The sequence below is a fragment of the Pseudomonas sp. 5Vm1k genome, from assembly GCF_056161485.1.
Genome location: NZ_JBSPCZ010000003.1, coordinates 553,532 through 570,810, shown reverse-complemented (window position 1 = coordinate 570,810; position 17,279 = coordinate 553,532). Strand labels below are relative to the sequence as shown.

At 59.0% G+C, this 17,279-nt stretch carries 16 protein-coding genes; 3 read left to right on the top strand and 13 right to left on the bottom strand.

Features of this window, described 5'->3' with window-relative positions:
- Positions 1 to 99: 99 nt before the first annotated feature.
- From ACWIKB_RS09225 to ACWIKB_RS09200, 6 genes are all read right to left on the bottom strand, one after another.
- On the bottom strand, positions 100 to 1,032 hold the full coding sequence (locus ACWIKB_RS09225) for a D-2-hydroxyacid dehydrogenase (RefSeq protein ID WP_475266318.1): 933 nt from the start codon (positions 1,030 to 1,032) through the stop codon (positions 100 to 102).
- A 119-nt stretch (positions 1,033 to 1,151) separates the two neighbouring features.
- Positions 1,152 to 1,445, bottom strand: a complete 294-nt coding sequence (locus ACWIKB_RS09220) for a YcgL domain-containing protein (protein ID WP_403017924.1) — start codon at positions 1,443 to 1,445, stop codon at positions 1,152 to 1,154.
- Positions 1,442 to 2,575: a ribonuclease D gene (gene rnd / locus ACWIKB_RS09215; RefSeq protein WP_475266316.1), complete on the bottom strand. Its 1,134-nt coding sequence runs from the start codon at positions 2,573 to 2,575 to the stop codon at positions 1,442 to 1,444. Before rnd ends, ACWIKB_RS09220 begins: the two co-directional genes overlap by 4 nt.
- 123 nt (positions 2,576 to 2,698) lie before the next feature.
- A complete protein-coding gene (locus ACWIKB_RS09210; RefSeq protein ID WP_475266314.1) occupies positions 2,699 to 3,358 on the bottom strand; it encodes a class I SAM-dependent methyltransferase in 660 nt (219 codons plus the stop codon).
- Positions 3,359 to 3,431: 73 nt separating this feature from the next.
- Complete coding sequence (locus ACWIKB_RS09205; RefSeq protein WP_475266313.1) at positions 3,432 to 5,081, bottom strand: phosphoethanolamine transferase; 1,650 nt, start codon at positions 5,079 to 5,081, stop codon at positions 3,432 to 3,434.
- 169 nt (positions 5,082 to 5,250) lie between these two features.
- Positions 5,251 to 6,633, bottom strand: coding sequence for a glutamine synthetase family protein (locus tag ACWIKB_RS09200; RefSeq protein WP_475266312.1), 1,383 nt, complete (start codon positions 6,631 to 6,633; stop codon positions 5,251 to 5,253).
- A gap of 549 nt (positions 6,634 to 7,182) precedes the next feature.
- Between ACWIKB_RS09200 and ACWIKB_RS09195 the strand changes: the two genes are divergently transcribed.
- Positions 7,183 to 8,367, top strand: coding sequence for a cyanate transporter (locus ACWIKB_RS09195; protein ID WP_475266311.1), 1,185 nt, complete (start codon positions 7,183 to 7,185; stop codon positions 8,365 to 8,367).
- Positions 8,368 to 8,582: 215 nt separating this feature from the next.
- A complete protein-coding gene (locus tag ACWIKB_RS09190; RefSeq protein ID WP_475266310.1) occupies positions 8,583 to 9,518 on the top strand; it encodes a LysR family transcriptional regulator in 936 nt (311 codons plus the stop codon).
- Between the two features lie 3 nt (positions 9,519 to 9,521).
- Here ACWIKB_RS09190 and ACWIKB_RS09185 read toward each other — a convergent pair whose 3' ends face one another.
- From ACWIKB_RS09185 to ACWIKB_RS09155, 7 genes are all read right to left on the bottom strand, one after another.
- Positions 9,522 to 9,887 carry a 5-carboxymethyl-2-hydroxymuconate Delta-isomerase gene (locus ACWIKB_RS09185; RefSeq protein WP_475266309.1) on the bottom strand — a complete coding sequence of 122 codons (366 nt, stop codon included), beginning with the start codon at positions 9,885 to 9,887 and terminating at the stop codon, positions 9,522 to 9,524.
- A gap of 70 nt (positions 9,888 to 9,957) precedes the next feature.
- Positions 9,958 to 11,148 carry a low temperature requirement protein A gene (locus tag ACWIKB_RS09180; protein WP_475266307.1) on the bottom strand — a complete coding sequence of 397 codons (1,191 nt, stop codon included), beginning with the start codon at positions 11,146 to 11,148 and terminating at the stop codon, positions 9,958 to 9,960.
- A gap of 16 nt (positions 11,149 to 11,164) precedes the next feature.
- The gene (locus tag ACWIKB_RS09175) at positions 11,165 to 12,103 is read right to left on the bottom strand and encodes a LysR substrate-binding domain-containing protein (RefSeq protein WP_475266305.1); all 939 of its coding nucleotides are present in this window, start codon (positions 12,101 to 12,103) and stop codon (positions 11,165 to 11,167) included.
- Positions 12,104 to 12,207: 104 nt separating this feature from the next.
- Positions 12,208 to 14,313 (bottom strand): DUF6311 domain-containing protein, encoded by a 2,106-nt coding sequence (locus ACWIKB_RS09170; protein ID WP_475266303.1) that lies wholly within the window; start codon positions 14,311 to 14,313, stop codon positions 12,208 to 12,210.
- Complete coding sequence (locus tag ACWIKB_RS09165) at positions 14,310 to 14,696, bottom strand: GtrA family protein (protein ID WP_475266302.1); 387 nt, start codon at positions 14,694 to 14,696, stop codon at positions 14,310 to 14,312. The genes ACWIKB_RS09170 and ACWIKB_RS09165 overlap by 4 nt, the downstream gene beginning before the upstream one ends.
- The gene (locus ACWIKB_RS09160) at positions 14,693 to 15,403 is read right to left on the bottom strand and encodes a class I SAM-dependent methyltransferase (RefSeq protein WP_475266300.1); all 711 of its coding nucleotides are present in this window, start codon (positions 15,401 to 15,403) and stop codon (positions 14,693 to 14,695) included. The genes ACWIKB_RS09165 and ACWIKB_RS09160 overlap by 4 nt, the downstream gene beginning before the upstream one ends.
- 3 nt (positions 15,404 to 15,406) lie before the next feature.
- Positions 15,407 to 16,375, bottom strand: coding sequence for a glycosyltransferase family 2 protein (locus ACWIKB_RS09155; RefSeq protein ID WP_475266298.1), 969 nt, complete (start codon positions 16,373 to 16,375; stop codon positions 15,407 to 15,409).
- A gap of 277 nt (positions 16,376 to 16,652) precedes the next feature.
- Between ACWIKB_RS09155 and ACWIKB_RS09150 the strand changes: the two genes are divergently transcribed.
- Complete coding sequence (locus ACWIKB_RS09150) at positions 16,653 to 16,844, top strand: YegP family protein (protein WP_475266296.1); 192 nt, start codon at positions 16,653 to 16,655, stop codon at positions 16,842 to 16,844.
- Positions 16,845 to 17,279 lie beyond the last annotated feature (435 nt).

Below are 17,279 nucleotides of genomic sequence, written 5' to 3'. Positions count from 1 at the left end.
CGGGCTTGCTCGCGAAGGGGCCGTCACGTTGAACATCGATGTTGACTGACAGACCGCTTTCGCGAGCAAGCCCGCTCCCACATTTGCGTTTCGGTGTACTCAATAACCGCGATTGAAGTCCACTTCCCCGCGCAACGCTTCACCCGCCTGATACGCCCGCAGGTTTTCGACAAACAGGTCCACCATCATCGTCGGCGATGTCGGTGCCGAGCTATGCCCGGTCAGCAGCAAGCCCCAGGCGGTCCAGAACGGATGCCGTTGTGGCAGTGGCTCCTGACGGCAGACGTCGATCACTGCGCCCGCCAGATGCCCTTCTTTCAAGGCTTCTACCAAGTCGGCATCGACCACCGCCACACCGCGCCCGACGTTGATGAACACGCCAGTCGGCTTGAATTGCTTGAACAACGCCGCGTCGTACAAGTCGTGAGTATTAGGCGTGTTGGGCAGCAGATTGATCACGTAATCCACTTCACTGACCAGCCGTGGCAGATCCGCCAGCGCGGCCACTTCGACAAACGGTGCCTGCTCGCGGGCTTCACTGGCGATGCCGTACAACTCGACGCCAAACGGCACGAGGAACTTCGCCACGGTCTGGCCGATATCACCAGTGCCGACGATCAACACTTTGCGCCCTGCCAGGCTCTGGCCCAGGCGATTGTCCCACTTGCGCTCGACCTGGCTGACCAACCGCGCCAGCACTTCGCGTTCGTGACCGAGCATGTAAGTCAGCACGTATTCAGCCATGACCTGGCCGAAAATCCCCACCGCCCGGGTCAGGCGATAGTGGCGTGGCAAGCCGTCGGCCAGCAGCGGCGTGATGCCGGCCCAGGTCGATTGCAGCCATTGTGGCTGGTGACCCTGACGCAGCAGGTTCGCTAGCAAGTCTGGCTGGCCGAGCCAGATCGGGCAATCGGCGGCCTGGCGCGCCAGTTCGGCGGAGTCGCCGCTGGTCAGCACTTCCAGCTCGGGCGCTGCCTGACGCAGCAGTTGGGCGTACACAGGGTGGTCGTGTTCAGCAATCAGAACGCGCATGGTTCAAACCTTTCAAAACAGTGCAGACGACCGCGGACGGAGTATCGCTCCATCGTCGCGGCCATCGTAAAAATCATTCCAGTGTTTCACACAGGCACTGAACAGAACCTGTCTGCCGATCACATCGGGTCGTTGCGGCGCAGCAATTCTTCGGGCAAGTGTTCGATGTACTCGTCCTCGGCCGGCGGCATTTGCAAGTGATAACCCTGCTTCTCAAGGTTTGCCAAGACCACGGTGATGTCTTCGCGCGACAGTTTGCGCTCGGGGGTCAGCACCAGGTCGAAAGCGTGATGCGGCTTGCCGAACGCCGCCATCAACGATTCCGGGACGCGCTCCAGTGCATCGCTTTTGAGCACATAGAGGTACATCTCGTTTTTCTTCAGGCTGCGGTAGATGGAGCAAATACGTTTCAAGGCTGTTCTCCGGCGGTGGCCAGGCTGTCGAGCAGCGCCTGGCCCATCAATTCGCGGCGCCAGCCACGCAGCGAATCAGGCAATTGGTAGGGACCATTGGGGTAGCCACTCTTGAGCAGCGCTTCCAGGGTTTTCTTGCGCAGCATCAGTTCTGGCGCGATGTTCAGACGCTCGGCTTCGGCCTGACCGATGGCGCGCAGTTGCTTGACCAGCGTGGTGGCATCCACCGGCAATGGCTCCGCCACGGCGGGCGGCCATTGATCGGGCGACACACTGGCAGAACGCTTGATCAGATCCAGCAGAAATTCGCCGTCCTGACGTACGGTACGCGGGTGCATGTCTTCGATTTTCGCCAGCGCCCCAAGGTTGTCCGGCTGCGTGCGTGCCAGCGGCCACAGGGAATGCTCACGGACGATGCGGTTGCGCGGTAGATCCCGCGCGCGGGCTTCGTGCTCGCGCCAGGCGCAGAGTTCACGCAACACTGCGAGTTGGGCGCGGGACAGCTTCCAGGCAAGCTTGGCTTCGCGGTAGACCTCGTACGGATCGACCTCGCGGCGCAGGTTGGCCACCAGTTCGGCGCCGTCCTCCAGCACCCAGTTGTATTTGTCTTCGGACAGCTTCGGTTGCAGGCGTACGTACACTTCCGCCAGGTGCAGGGCATCTTCGGCGGCGTAGCTGATCTGGGTGTCGGACAGCGGGCGTTGCAGCCAGTCGGAACGGGTCTCGCCCTTTGGCAGGTCGATGCCGAGCACTTCCTGGACCAGCCGCGAGTACCCCATGGAGAAACCCAGGTTCAGGTAAGCGGCGGCCAGTTGCGTGTCGAACAGCGGCGCCGGCAGGCTGCCGGTCAGGCGCAACAGGACTTCGAGGTCTTCGCTGCACGCGTGCACGACTTTGACCACAGCCGGGTTTTCCAGCAATGCGGCCAGGGGCTGCCAGTTATCGATGGTCAGCGGATCAATCAGGTAAGCGCGTACGCCATCGCCGATCTGCAGCAGGCCTGCGATCGGGTAAAAGGTGTCGACCCGCATGAATTCGGTGTCGAGGGCAACGAATGGCAGCTGCTGCCACTCGGCGCAAAACTGACCGAGGCTATCGTTGTCGCGAATCCAGTGAATATCGATGGCCACACGGCTCTCCCTTGAAGAATGGCGCGCAGTATATATCGCCCCCGGCGATTTCCGCGCATGCACTGAACAAGAGCTTTAGCGAAAAGACCTGCGAAAAGGCAAGAAATGTCTGACGAAGGGAGGTTAACCGGTCTTACGCAGCACGTAGACCCGCATCTGTGCGCAACCCGGAAAGAAGTCCTGATGACTAAGCAGGCTGAAACCCGCCTGTCTGAACTCGGCTTCCAGCAAGAGCTTGCTCGGCAACGGCAGCGATTGAGCCCCGTCGACGGCTGGCCGACGCCCGAAACGACGCTCAAGGCGCACCGCGACAATCACCGTGTCACGGCTGACTCGGTGAAACTCCTCAAGCATGGCCAACCGGTGGTCGGGACTGGAGATATGTTGAAACAGTTGCATGCAAATCATGCAATCCACCGCGTTCGCCGACAAATCGAGGGTGAACGCCGAGCTCTGAAAGGTCTTGATCCGCTTGAGCAGGTCCTGCGGGTGATGGGTGCGGGCGTGATCGAGCATGTCCTGGGACGGATCCGACGCCAGGATCACCCGGTTGCCGTGCTCCGCCAGCACCGGCCAAAAACGCCCGGCGCCGCAGGCCACATCCAGCAGCAACCCAGGCTCGCCGGCGACCTTGAGGGCGTTGCGCACCAATTGCTCGGAGCGCCAGAACGCCAGGCGCCCGGCCAGGCCACGGGGTTGCGGCTGCAGGCAGACGCGAGCGTGTTCCTGATCGTAGCGCCGTGCGAACTCGAGCTCGACGGCGGATGGCGGCAACGCGGACATGTGCATGGGCTCTTGTTGAAGGATCTACCGGCCGCAGATTAGCGGCCGACCCGTGAAAAATAAGTCGAAACACTCACTTTTTTGCAAGTACGCCGTCGATTACCGGCGCGCGACAGCCGGCGAACATGTCCAGGTCCGGGTTGTAGACCTTGCTGTCGACCTCAAGCAAACCGAGCATGGAATGGAACAGGTTGTCCTGGCTCAAGGGTTTTTCGCGACTCAGTTGCAAGCAATGGGTGTCTACCGCGAACGACTTTTGATAGCTGTCGGAGAACCACGCCAGCATGGCCACATGTTTCTGTTGTTCCGGCGCCATCATGTAAGGCGTGCCATGGAGAAACAGGTTGTACTCGCCCAGGGATTCCCCGTGATCGGACAGGTAAAGCATCGCGGTGTCGACTTTGTCCTGGTTGCTGCGCAACAAATCGATCAGGGTCGACAGCACGTGGTCGGTATACACCAGCGTGTTGTCGTAACCATTGACGATACTGTCGCGACTGCAATTGTTCAGCGCATTACTTTCGCAAACAGGGGTGAAGTGTTCGTACTCTTTGGGATAACGCTTGAAGTATTCCGGGCCGTGACTGCCCATCTGATGCAATACCAACACCGTGTCTTTATCCAGAGTGTCGATGAAGTGTTGCAAACCCTGCAGGAGGATTTCATCGCGACACTCGCTGCTGGAGCACAACACCGGGTCCTTCAGATTGCTGACGTCATCGATGGTGACCCGATCGCAGGTGCCTTTGCAGCCCGACTGGTTATCACGCCAGATCACGTCCAGGCCGGCACGCTTGAGCACATCCAACAAGCCTTCTTCGTTCTTGGCCTTACTGGCGTTGTAATCCTTGCGCCCCATGTTAGAGAACATGCACGGCACCGACACCGCCGTTTCAGTGCCGCAGGAGTGCACGTCAGTGAAGGCAATCAGGCCGGCTTCTTTACTGAGTTTGGGAGTCGTGTCGCGCTCATAACCGAGAACTCCGAAGTTCTCGGCCCGGGCACTTTCGCCGACCACCAGCACCGTCAGGGATTTGCGCCCATGGGTCTGCCAACTCGGGTCTTTGCGGGCATCTTCACCGATCTTGACGAAGGGCTGTTGCGCCGACGCCACTTGTTCACGCAGATAACCGGCCGAGGCGCCGATGTAGTTGCTCGGCACTACCATCAAATGCAATTCATGGTGATTGCGAAACAACGACGACAGGCCCTGATAGTTCACCAGCGCCACGCCACCAATGACCGCCACAGAGGCGACACTCACCAGCACCTTACTTAACAGGTCGCGATGCCAGGCACGATAACTGATCGGTGTTTTCCACAATAACAACGAAGGCAAAACACCGAGCAGAACAATATAAGCAAACAACTTTATCGACAGTAAGTCGCGCACTTCCGTGGCATTGGTTTCGGCAAAATTGCGGAACATGCCGGCATCGATCAGCACGCCATATTGACTCATGAAGTAAGCCACGCCGGCACTGACCATGAAGATCAACGTCAGCAGCGGCTTCAGTACGGGCCGGAACGCCAGCAGAGTCAGGACAATGTTGAAGGCACCGAGCACCATGACGCCAAATGCCACGCGCATGACGATGCCTTGGGCATTGGAGGCGGTGATTTCGAAAAGGTGCTGCCAGAGAACCAGATTGAACCCGCCCAGTAAAAAGGCGCTGGCGATCAGTGTCACCCACTCGGGGCGCACGGCTTTGAATTTCAACATGCGGATCGACTGTTCCTGAAAAGATGTGCCACCGGCGAAATGTGAAAATTTCATTTTCCGCGACAGCACAAACTTTAATCAGCCAACCATCAATTTTTCGTGAAAAAGAAGCCAACGAATAGTTGGCTCAAGGTATAGACGCAAATATTCTAAGTTATTTGCAAAACAGTCAGGCTTGGTTCAGGTACCAGCGCCAATCCTGCTCGCCGACCTCACCCATGAACTGGCGATACTCGGCTCGCTTCACCGCCAGGTACACCCCCAGGAACTCACCGCCAAACGCTTCCCGTGCCCAACTGGAACCTTCCAGCGCGCGCAAGGTTGTCAGCCAATCGGTCGGCAGCAGTTCCGTGGCTTGGGCGTACCCGTTGCCTTCCACGGGTGCGCCGGGATCAAGTTGCTCGCGGATGCCACGGTGAATGCCCGCCAGGATCGCAGCGGCCGCCAGGTACGGGTTGGCATCGGCCCCGCAGATGCGGTGCTCGATGTGCCGGGAGAACGCCGGCCCCCCGGGAACCCGCAGGCTTACGGTGCGATTGTCCACGCCCCAGGTGGCGGCCAGCGGTGCATAGCTGTTGGTCTGGAAACGCCGATAGGAGTTGGCGTTCGGGCAGAACAGCAGCAGCGAATCGAGCAAGGTGCTGAGCATGCCGCCCACCGCCTGCCGGAGCAGCGGCGTGCCATCGGGCGCTTCGCTGGCGAACAGGTTGTTGCCATCCTTGTCCGCCAGACTGACGTGCATGTGCATCCCGGTGCCCGCCAGGTCATCGAAGGGTTTGGCCATGAAGCAGGCCGCCATCCCGTGCTTATGGGCAACACCTTTGACCAGCCGTTTGTAACGCACCGCCTCGTCCATCGCCTGCAAGGCGTCGGTGCGGTGTTCGAGGGTGATTTCCACCTGACCCGGCGCGTATTCGGAAATCGCCGTGCGCGCCGGAATGCCCTGGAGTTTGCAGGCGCTGTAGAGGTCGGCGAGGAACGGCTCGATCTGCTCCAGTTCACGCAAACCGTAGACCTGCGTGGCCCGCGGCCGCCCGCCATCGACGTCCCGCGCCGGTTGTGGCCGACCGTGGCTGTCGCGCTGTTGATCCAGCAAGTAGAACTCCAGCTCCGCCGCCATCACCGGGTAATAGCCGTCGGCCTGCAAGCCCTCGATGACCTTCGCCAACAAGTGTCGCGGGTCGGCAATGGTCGCCGGCAGGCCTTCCTTGGGATGCATGCTGACCTGCACCGCCGCCGTGGGAATCAAGCGCCACGGCATGCGTTGCAAACTGCCGCTGACAGGATAGGCACGGCAATCGATATCGCCGACGTCCCACACCAGCCCGGAATTTTCCACGTCATCGCCGTTGATGGTCAGGCCAAGAATGGTGCTCGGCAATGGCCGGCCACTTTCATACACCGCCAACAGTTCATCGCGATGCAGCAACTTGCCCCGGGGCACGCCGTTGTTGTCGAGGATGAACAACTCGAACATCTCAATATCCGGGTTCTGCTCCAGAAAGGTCAGGGCTTCTTGCTTCGTGGCGAAGGAGGTCGTGGCACAACTCATGGGAATTCTCGTTTTTCCGTGTCAGGCAAACGCGCAGGCGCCGCCGTTTTGATCCCGACGCATAGGCAGGGACCTGTAAGAACATTCAACGGGAAACGCAGGAATCCGGTGGGCGCGCATGGCGGCAATGCCACAGCGCCCAGAAGGCCAGTTCAGAAGGAAGTGTAGAAAGGTTAGGCGCGGTGGCAGACAGAATCCGACGACCGAGGCTGGACGCACAAGCGCCGCTGGATGCCGGGTGGTGGAGCGCGACTGGCCAACCGTCCATAGAGAAAACCGCAGAAAACAGATGTGCAGCAGCGTCACACGGGTGGATGGGTGATTCAATCGTGATTTGAAGAACTATGGTTGCGGGTTGGCTAAACATTCCACAACCGCTCCCGCAGTTGATCACTGGCGTTCACGCGGGGTGGCTTCGCAGCAGACCCCACCGTTGGGTTTATGTGGGGGCACACTTATTTAATTTTTAAATACCACTCCAGACTTTCTGATTTGCCGCCGCCCTGCCCCTCGCGCCTAATCAAGGCCTTGATTTTGAAAGGCCTGCTCATGGAAAACGTTCGCACCACTGCCCGCCCTGCCCTTTGGTTAATGGTCAGCATCATTCTCGTCGCGCTGAACCTGCGCCCCTCCATGGCGGCGGTCGGCCCGTTGCTGTCGGCGATTCGCGGTGATATCCCGTTGAGCTTCAGCCTCGCTTCGCTGCTGACCATGCTGCCGGTGATGGCCATGGGGCTGGCGATGTTCTTCGGCATCGGCGTCAGTCAACGCCTCGGCCAGCAGCGTACCGTGGTGCTGTCGCTGCTGATCATTGGCCTGGCCACGGTATCGCGATTGTTCCTTGATTCGGCGGCCGAACTGATCGTCAGCGCCATCGCGGCCGGCGTCGGCATCGCGCTGATCCAGGCGCTGATGCCGGCGCTGATCAAGTCCCGCTTCAGCGATAACGTAGCCGTGTGCATGGGGCTTTACGTCACGTCGATCATGGGCGGTGCGGCGATTGCGGCGTCGTTTGCGCCACTGGTGATGAGCAGCACCGGCAGTTGGCGCATGGGGCTGGCGATCTGGGCGGTGCTGGCATTGCTGGCGTTACTGTTCTGGACCGCCCAGCGCAAAGGCATACCGTCGCTGCCGGCGCAGACACAACGTGGCGAATCCTTCTTCGCCAATTCCCGCGCCTGGTTACTCGCGATCTTCTTCGGCCTGGGCACTGCGTCCTACACCTGCGTACTCGCCTGGCTGGCGCCGTACTACGTGGAAAAAGGCTGGAGCGAACAAAATGCCGGGCTGCTGCTGGGTTTTCTGACGGCCATGGAAGTGATATCCGGCCTGCTGACGCCGGCCATCGCCAATCGTAGCCGTGACCGGCGCCAGGTATTGATGGTGTTGCTGGGGCTGATCATGGCCGGTTTCTGCGGCCTGATTCTCAGCCCGCAACACCTCAGCCTGTTGTGGCCATGCCTTTTGGGGCTAGGCATCGGCGGTCTGTTCCCGATGAGCCTGATCGTATCGCTGGATCATCTGGACAACCCGCAGCGCGCCGGCGGCCTGACGGCTTTCGTGCAAGGCATCGGTTACCTGATCGCCGGTCTCTCGCCACTGATCGCCGGGATGATCCGCGATCAGCTTGGCAGTTTCGAATGGGCCTGGTGGTCACTGACCGGTGTCATGGCACTCATGATGCTGATGGTCCTGCGCTTCGATCCACGGCACTACGCCAAACACATCCACTGACCCGCCAACGTGTGGCCCCAGGCATGGCGCATAGGCTAAAGGCCTGTGGCCATGTTTCTGTCGATTAAATTCAAAGGTCGTGTTCACAACATTTTCTGTCCCACAACTGAACATGAAACTTCCTACAGGGCATTCTCCTGGCACCATCGTTCCGTTAGGATCGTCCGCACACGTTTGCGCACCGTCAGCGCAAGGAGCACAGCGAGACAGAACGGATGCTGAACAGTAACTTGCTTAGAAAGCTCGATATGCAGGACCTCACGGTGTTTATCGCCGTGTATGAGCAAAGCAGTGTCACCGGCGTGTCAGAGACACTTTTCGTCAGTCAGTCCACCGTGAGTTACTGCCTGAAGAAACTGCGCACCAGTTTCGAAGATGAGTTGTTTATCAATACCCGCACCGGAATGCGCCCCACCTATAAAGCCAGCACCATGTACGCCCATGTGCTGAAGATCCTTGAAAGCATCAACCTGTGTCACTCCGGCGCCCAGGCGTTCGACCCGACTTCGCAGCCAGTCACCTTCAATATTTGCGCCCCGGAATACTTCGAGCAATTGATCCTGCCGCGCCTGCTGAAACGCTTCGATTTCGCCGACCTGCCGGTGATGGTCAACATGCACAAATTCGAAACCGATATCCCGGCCGACGACCTGCGCGATGGCAGTCTCGACCTGGTGATCTGTTTCGGCCCGGACTTTCATCGCGGCCATACCGACTTCAAATCCCGGATGCTGCTCGAAGACGACCTCGTCTGTGTCTTCGACAAACGCGCCACGCCACTGGAGCCGCGTTTGAGCCTTCAAGCGTTCACCGAACGTCGGCACGTGTTCCCGACGCCATGGACATCCACCAGCAACATGGTCGATGGATGGTTGGCGCGGCAGGCGCAAAAGCGCCAGATCGTGGCGCGATCCAACAGCTACAGCGCAGCACTGAAGATGATTACCGGCACTGATTTCATCCTGACCCTGCCCCGGCGCATCCAGCGTCTGCTGGCCAACGAGGCGGTGTTCAATCATTGCGAAGCCCCAAACGGCTTGCCGGGGTTCACCCTCGACATGCAGTGGAGCCAAAGCGTCGATCAGGACAGCGCCAACACCTGGCTGCGCGAGCAAGTGCTAGAGGTTTGTGCCGAACAGCAAGCCGCCTGAATCTCAGAGGCCGATGGCAGTCTTGGTGTAGGACTCACGATCGATGTCGAGGATTTCCACGCACAACTGCACCTCAACACCCGTCGGCCATTCACACAAATCCTGCACCACGGCCAACAGACTGTCGGACAGCTGTTTCTTGATCTGCGGCGAGCGACCGCTGAGCAATGCCAGCTTCACATGCACGAACGCCCGCTCGCCCAATCCGGTGCCGACCTTGAAGGTCTCGACCTTCACGGCACGGCTCTTGATATCGAATTCCGCCGCAAACTGACCGGACCCCACCAACGTATTGTTGAGCCGGATCAACGCCACGTCAGCGTTCAACCCGGGCAGGTTGGCGGTGTATTCCATGTGCAGGTGAGGCATGACGGTGCTCCTGAGGTTTGGCAGAAAGGGACTACATATATCACAGAGCCGTCCTACTCCCGACGGGCCTTTAGTGTTCGGCTTCGGCCAACGCTTCGCGTAACGCCAAGGTTTCCCACGCCGCCACCAACATCACCACTGCGGTGGTCAACGCTCCCAGCATCAACGCCGAAAACCAATGATTCAACGCCAATGGCAGCAGCACGAGTAACAATCCCAGGCCGACCAAATGAGACAACGGTGGCAATAGCCGATCGGCCATGACCCACTTGAACAAGGCGTTACCCAACAAAAACAAGCATGGCCCGGCGATGATCGCGAGGATGCCCGCGTCGCTGGCGTGATCCGGGTGCATCAATACCAATTCATCGGCCACGGCACTGACGATAACCCCGGCGACGATCAGTACGTGCAGGTACGTGTAGGCAATTCGCGCCTGACGGCCCGGGTCCGTGGAGTGGGCAATGCGATGGTGGGCACGCTCGGCGCCGCTGTCGAAATACACCCACCACATGGCGATACTGCCCAGCACCGCCACCAAAAACGCGGTCACCCCTTGCAGGCTCAAATCCAGTTCGGCGAAGGTTGCGCCCGTCACCAACAGCGATTCGCCCAAAGCGATGATCACGAACAAACCACAGCGCTCAGCCATGTGATTGCCTTCGACGTTCCAGTCCTCCAACGTCGAACGCCCGAGCCCCGGCACCCAGAAATACAGGGACGGTGAGACCAGTTCGATCAGCAGCGCCAGTGCCCAACAGGCCAGGCGCTGATCGCCATCCAGAAAGGCACCCGCGATCCAGAACACCCCGGACAGCACCAGCCAGGCGAGAATGCGCTGGAAGTTGCGGGTCATGTTCAGTGGTTCGCCGCGCACCGCCCAGATCGCAAACAGCGTGCGACCGACCTGCATGAACACGAAGGCCCCGGCGAACATCAGCCCGTGATCGGTAAAGGCCTTGGGAATCGATGAAGAGAGCAGCAAACCGGCGATCATCAGGCCGAACAGCCCGAGGCGGATCGGCAGTTTTTCCGGGTCGAGCCAATTGGTGATCCACGAGGTAAAAATCCACACCCACCACACCGCAACCATCATCAGCGCGACCTGCACCGCGCCACCGATCGACAAATGCGCCAGTAGCGAATGGGAGAGCTGGGTCACGGCGAACACGAACACCAGATCGAAAAACAACTCGACCATGCCGACCTTGCCACTGTCGTGACTACCACGCCCACGTAACAACGATCGGGATTGGCTCATGGTTTGGGCTCCGTGATCAGAGTGAACCGGTGCTGTGCATGTCGGCCAGACCGCGCTCACTCATGAACGCTTCCAGACGCGAACGCAGCCAGCGTTCGGCCGGGTCGGTGTCGACGTGACTAAGCCAGACCATGGACAAATCCAGGGTCGGAGTCTTGAACGGAAACGGCTCTTTGAACAAATGTCCAGACGCTGCCATGGCGCTGGCGGTGTAGTCCGGCAGGCTGGCGATCAGGTCTGTCCCCGCCAGCAGTGCTGGCAATGAACTGTATTGCGGCACGGAGAGGACCACGTGACGCTTGCGGCCAATTTCCGCCAGCCACTCATCGGCGTAACCACTGACATTGGCGGTGTGGGAAACCAGCACGTGGGGGCGTGAGCAATATTCGTCGAGGGTCAGCGGCGTGTCGGACGCATCGGCGCGCAACACGCTGGGCAGGATATGCCGCAGCAATTTGCGCTTGGCGTTGGCGGGCAGCCCACGAGTCTGGCTGATACCGACGGTGATGTCGCCGGAGGCTAACAGGTCGGGAATCCGCCAGTAATCGACATGCTGAACCACGAACACCACTTGCGGCGCTTCCTGGCGCAAGGCGCGCAGTAACGGAGGCAACAGACCGAACTCGACATCATCCGATAGCCCGATCCGAAAGGTCATGGTGCTGCTGGCCGGGTCAAAATCGTGGGTCAGGCTCAAGGCCACCGACAGCGAGTCCAGCGCCGGCGACAGGTGCTGAATAATTTCTTCGGCCCGGGCCGTCGGCTCCATGCGATGGCCGACGCGAATGAACAGCGGATCGTTGAACATCGTGCGCAAGCGGTTGAGTGCGGCGCTGATGGTCGGTTGGCCGAGAAACAACTTCTCCGCCACCCGCGTCACGTTGCGTTCGAGCATCAATGTCTCGAACACCACCATCAGGTTGATGTCGGCCTTGCGTAGTTCATTGCGATTCATCCACTGCACCCCGGTCCCCAAGTCTTTGGGCAGTGTAGAAAGGCCGAAGGGAGACGTCTACGTGCCTGTACGTCGGTCAATGACGGGCTGACCGCGCCTCGGCTTCATTTCACTGTAAGCGCCTGTAAGCCGATCGCCAGTTTGCGCGAGTCCTTACCCATGCCAAGTTCACCCGGACTGATGGCATTGGCGTATTTGAATTGAATACGCAGCACACCTTCACGCTCAACCAGTTGTTGAACGTCTGCGGGCAATTCGATGGCGATCCGGTTTGCTTCGGGCTTGATCAGCCGAGTGGACAGTACCCGCACATCGTTGACGAAAATCTCCAGAGACTGCTCGGTATGCGTCGGCGCGAGCAGCGCGGTGGTTTCCAGCAACAATGAATGCACCCGTGATGTCGGCCGCAGAACAATTTGCGACTCCGCGCCCTCGGACCATGTACCCCAAGGTTCGTTGAGCGACCAGCCCTTGCCCAGGTAAGCCACTGCAGGACTCGCAGCACTGAACACCACCCTCTCGCTCGCCTTGAGTTCTGGAATCAGCTTCAAGGGGTCGGGGGCCTGGATGGGCGGACAATCGGCACAATGCTTCCAGCCCGGCGCCAATACATTCAAGCCGTCAATTCTGGCGAGCACATCGGTCTCACGGTTCAACGTCAGAGCTGCCTGAAGCAAGGTACGGTCATCCAGCAAGTACAGGGTATTTGCTGCGTAACTCCCCGATTCCACCATCTGCTGCGACTGAGCCTGCGCAGATTCGGTGGCCACCGTACTGACCCTCCCCAGGTAGACGGCATTGGTCGGCAGATGATGAGTCCCCGCATAGTCGGCCAGCGTCATCCACTGTTCCGAGTAATTCTGCGGGCGAAGCCAGCGCACAGACTGGTAATGCTTCGCGGCTTGCTGCCAGAACGGATCGACCAGCGGCGTCTTCCATGTGGACGACGGTGCGGTCATGAAAAACCCACGCGATACCGCCCACCCGGCACGGGTATCCAATACCTGAATCACCAGAGCGATGCTCAACAGCAACACCGCCGTGCGTGACGAATGGCCCCGCACCACCAGATAAAGGATGGCAAAAATGGCCATGTACATGACCGGCCAGATCATCCGTCCCGAACCGCGAAAAATGGTGGCGACTGCCACCAGGGCATCAGGCAAGGGAATCTGGAACTCGAACGTCCCGATACCGATGTTGTTGGATACCGCGAATATCGCCAGGCCTGCCAGCGCAAGCAGCAACAACGGGTATCGACGCACCTTGGCGCCGAGGTCACTGGAGCCTTGCAACAGCACCACCAGCGCGCAGACCAACAGGAAGATCACACCAAGACCGGGGAACGCGAAACCCTCGCCGTCACCCAGTACACCCGGCATGTCCCGCAAGGTGTAGGACCAGGTACCCGGGTCGAAAAAGGTCAGGACATTGGCCCGAAACAAACCGTATCCCATTAACGCCAGGCCACCGTCACCGACACTGAAGTAACCCGCCTGCCAACAACACAGGCTAACCAGCAGGAACAGACCGACGAACTCGATCAGTGCCTTGGCCGGGGTCAGACGGCGCTGGAGGGCTTTGGCGGCAAGGTCCGCAATCCAGATCAAGGCGACCATCGCCAGCAAATAAGCGTGCACCAGTGCTGTCGCAGCCAGCAGCACTCCCCACGCCAGGCAGCGTTTGTGCGTAAAGGGTCGCAGCGCCAGATAGAGCGCCGCCAACACCAGAAAATGACCACCCAGGGACAAATGCACACCCATCCGGATAATCATCGCCGGCATGAACAAAAACAGCCCGGCGCCGAGCAGTTGCACCGCCACATTGCGGCTGGCCAGCCCCATCAGTTTCCAGGCGAACCAGCTCTGCAGGATGAAACACGTCAGGAACCACAATCCAAAATACTGAAATGGCTCCGGCAGCAGGGCCGAAAACGGCTTGAAGATCAGCGCAAACAGCGGATTGGAATCGGAGAAAATGACCGCGTTGCTCAACTCGAGCCCATAAGCAGGGTTGAGCCCCAACGGAAATGTCCACGGCGAATGCCTGAAAAATACCCAGCCCAGATAATGAGTGGCCGGATCGCCAGCGCCCAGCCAGGCAATGTTCTGTGGATTGAGCGCCCGCGGCCCAATCACGATGAAAAAAGCCAATACCCCAATCAGCAATGGCAGCAGCGTGACAGCCAAGCGCTTTCCCGAATCCTTCATCGATACGTCCAGAAGTTATGCAATACAAAGGTGAAGGCCGGAATGGTCAACGCCACCGCACCAATCCCCAGCAAATAATTGAGCCCGGCGATTTGCGCCGCCCAGGCCACGAACATCGCCAACAAGAAGCCTGCGCCCGAGACCGTCATGAAGCGCATCAAGGTGCGGCCATGCAACCGAGCGGAGAAGCTCCAGGTCGTATTGATCAAGTAAGACACCACGGTCGCCACGGCAAATGCCACGCCATTGGCCAAAGGTGGCATCGGCACCACGAAATTGATGAATAGCACGGCGACCACCGCGTGAAGCGCCGTGACAAACAACCCGGTCACGGCAAACCTCAGTGCTCGCTTGATCAATGCGGATTTTTCAGCGGATGTCACGGCTTCTGCGCCAGCACGAACACCGTCAGACCGGCCAGGCGATTCGCGCCCATGAAGGGCAACTCGATGCTGCACAAGGTCCGCAGAATCGAATTCACCACCGGATGATGTTGTTTGAGCTGCGAACGCGGCGGCGACGGTTGCGCGCCTTTGGGCAACAGCCGCAACGTCGCCGCAATCGGGAACACCGCACCAAAATAGTAAGCGCCCTGCTTCACCGTCAATCCGGCGTCCCGGGCTACTGTTTCAAATTGCGCCAAGGTGTAGCGGCGTTTGTGTTCCAGGAAGTCATCGTGCCCGCTCCAGAGAAACTGAAACGCCGGCACCGTCATCAAAAAACGGCTGCCGGACGGGACTTTATCGACGTATGCCTTGAGCAACCCGACGTCGTCGTCGACATGCTCAAGCACGTCCATCAGCAATACGAGATCGGCGTCGACCGAATCGATGCCGCGCCGATAGTGCACCGGTTTTCCACTGGTGCTGGCGTCCGAATCGGCGTCGTAACTGATGTCGACGCACCAGGCTTCGTTCGCGGCCGTGTGGGTCAGCAAATGATGGGTAAAAAACCCGGAGCCGGCCCCGACGTCGAGGATCTTTTTGATCGGGGCATCGCCCAGCAGACGCTTGGTCGCCGCCGCTTTTGACGCGTAGTACCAATGCTGGTCAATGCTTGAACCGAGGATGTCGGTTTCCTTGAGATCCATGGTTCAGTCCTTCGGGTTATAGACGCGACGCACCAGGTAAACCGGTCGGCGTTTTGATTCGATGTAGGTGCGGCCCAGGTATTCGCCGAGCACCCCGATGCCGATAAGTTGCAGGCCACCCAGAAAGGTCACCGCCACCATCAGCGAGGCATAACCCGGCACATCAATGCCGGTGAACAACGTGCGCACCACAATGAAAATGGCGAAGGCAAACGACACCACGGACACGAGCAGCCCCAGATACGTCCAGATCTTGAGCGGGTCGGTACTGAAACTGGTGATGCCTTCCAGCGCGAAATTCCACAGGCGCCAGCCGTTGAACTTGGTTTCACCCGCCACCCGCTCCGGACGCTCGTAATCGACGTGCGTGGTGCGAAACCCGACCCAGGCGAACAAACCTTTCATGAAGCGCCGGGACTCGGGCAACGATTCCAACGCCTCGACCACACAGCGATCCATCAATCGAAAATCACCGACATCCTTGGGCAGCGGTTGATCAGAGATTTTGTTGTGCAGACGATAGAACCAGTTGGCCGAGGTTTTCTTGGCCCAGGAGTCGGTCTTGCGACTCACACGATGGCCCAGCACCACTTCATAACCTTGCCGCCACAGGGCAATCATTTGCAGGATCACTTGCGGCGGGTCCTGCAGATCGACATCAATCGGCACCACCACCTGACCGGAGGCGGTTTGCAAGCCAGCGGTCAACGCCGCTTCCTTGCCGAAATTGCGACTCAGATCGACGACACGCACACGCGGATCAGACTGCTGATGCTCAAGCAGCAAGTCCAGTGTCGTGTCGGTGCTGCCGTCATTGACGAACACCATCTCCAGACCGACCAACGCCTCATCTTTAAAGACGTCAGTAATCCGCGCGATGAATAAATCAATGGTCGCCGCTTCATTGAATACCGGGATGACGAGCGAAAGCGCCACATGCCCGGTCAGTTGCGTTCCGTGCTGATGAGTCAATTGATTGCTCTTTTTTATAGTGTTTTCTCAACAATCTTCGGGCGCCGGGGTGTTTTCCAGCGCCATGAGCCGAGTCGTATTAAGCAGGAGCAAGGGAGGTGATGCAAGGACGAAACAGCGGCGGTTTTGGCCATTCTCCCAGACCCCGCCAGCTGTAGGAAAAGCCTTCAAATCATTGGAAACAAATGCCCGATAGCCAAAAAAACCAGCTCCGCTAGGCTTGCTGACATGCGGCACACAGGTTTTCGCAAATAACGAATCGCATGGAGCGAGCTGAATGTATTTCGAGATTTACAGGCAATCGAAGGGCACCCCGAGCACAGGGCAAGGACAGTGGCGCTGGCGGTTACGGGCGGGGAATCATGAGACGGTTGCCAGTGGCGAGTCGTATGTGAACAAGGCGGATTGTTTGCATGTGATTGAGTTGATCAAGGGGGTGCATGGGGCGACTCCGGTCAAGGAGATTTAAGGGCGAGGCGAACGCCCCTCCCCTCAAAAAGAATGGCCTCGTGGCGTTTCAGCGACGAGGCTTTTTCAGTACTTCACGCCCTCTTGCTCATCCTGTTTTCAACGATTATCAATGCCCAACGCAACGCAAAGCACCCCGTTCCCAGCCTTGATCCAGACGCTTGCGATGCTGTATACCTAAAAAGACCTACCGCCACACCGCAGGAAATAACACCGCCTTATGCATGGAATCACACGTATCGATCGCCTTGTCGGCCCACTTTCCGCATCCCTGATTGCGCACTGTGGGCCTCACGTCAAACGCTGCGCTGGCGCAGCCACAGGGCTTGTTTCCCGTCTCGTTGCACTCCTCGCTTTACACCGCTTGCGACCTCGTTTGTCGGACTGGTGCGCCCATCGGCGCCATTGCTCCGTCCCTCCGCCCGCTTGTTTCTGA

Excerpts from the sequence above, each read along its gene's own strand:
- ACWIKB_RS09225 (WP_475266318.1), bottom strand. The coding sequence starts at position 1,032 with ATGCGCGTTCTGATTGCTGAACACGACCACCCTGTGTACGCCCAACTG.
- ACWIKB_RS09210 (WP_475266314.1), bottom strand. The coding sequence starts at position 3,358 with ATGTCCGCGTTGCCGCCATCCGCCGTCGAGCTCGAGTTCGCACGGCGC.
- ACWIKB_RS09205 (WP_475266313.1), bottom strand. The coding sequence starts at position 5,081 with ATGTTGAAATTCAAAGCCGTGCGCCCCGAGTGGGTGACACTGATCGCC.
- ACWIKB_RS09200 (WP_475266312.1), bottom strand. The coding sequence starts at position 6,633 with ATGAGTTGTGCCACGACCTCCTTCGCCACGAAGCAAGAAGCCCTGACC.
- ACWIKB_RS09195 (WP_475266311.1), top strand. The coding sequence starts at position 7,183 with ATGGAAAACGTTCGCACCACTGCCCGCCCTGCCCTTTGGTTAATGGTC.
- ACWIKB_RS09190 (WP_475266310.1), top strand. The coding sequence starts at position 8,583 with ATGCTGAACAGTAACTTGCTTAGAAAGCTCGATATGCAGGACCTCACG.
- ACWIKB_RS09185 (WP_475266309.1), bottom strand. The coding sequence starts at position 9,887 with ATGCCTCACCTGCACATGGAATACACCGCCAACCTGCCCGGGTTGAAC.
- ACWIKB_RS09180 (WP_475266307.1), bottom strand. The coding sequence starts at position 11,148 with ATGAGCCAATCCCGATCGTTGTTACGTGGGCGTGGTAGTCACGACAGT.
- ACWIKB_RS09175 (WP_475266305.1), bottom strand. The coding sequence starts at position 12,103 with ATGAATCGCAATGAACTACGCAAGGCCGACATCAACCTGATGGTGGTG.
- ACWIKB_RS09170 (WP_475266303.1), bottom strand. The coding sequence starts at position 14,313 with ATGAAGGATTCGGGAAAGCGCTTGGCTGTCACGCTGCTGCCATTGCTG.
- ACWIKB_RS09160 (WP_475266300.1), bottom strand. The coding sequence starts at position 15,403 with ATGGATCTCAAGGAAACCGACATCCTCGGTTCAAGCATTGACCAGCAT.
- ACWIKB_RS09150 (WP_475266296.1), top strand. The coding sequence starts at position 16,653 with ATGTATTTCGAGATTTACAGGCAATCGAAGGGCACCCCGAGCACAGGG.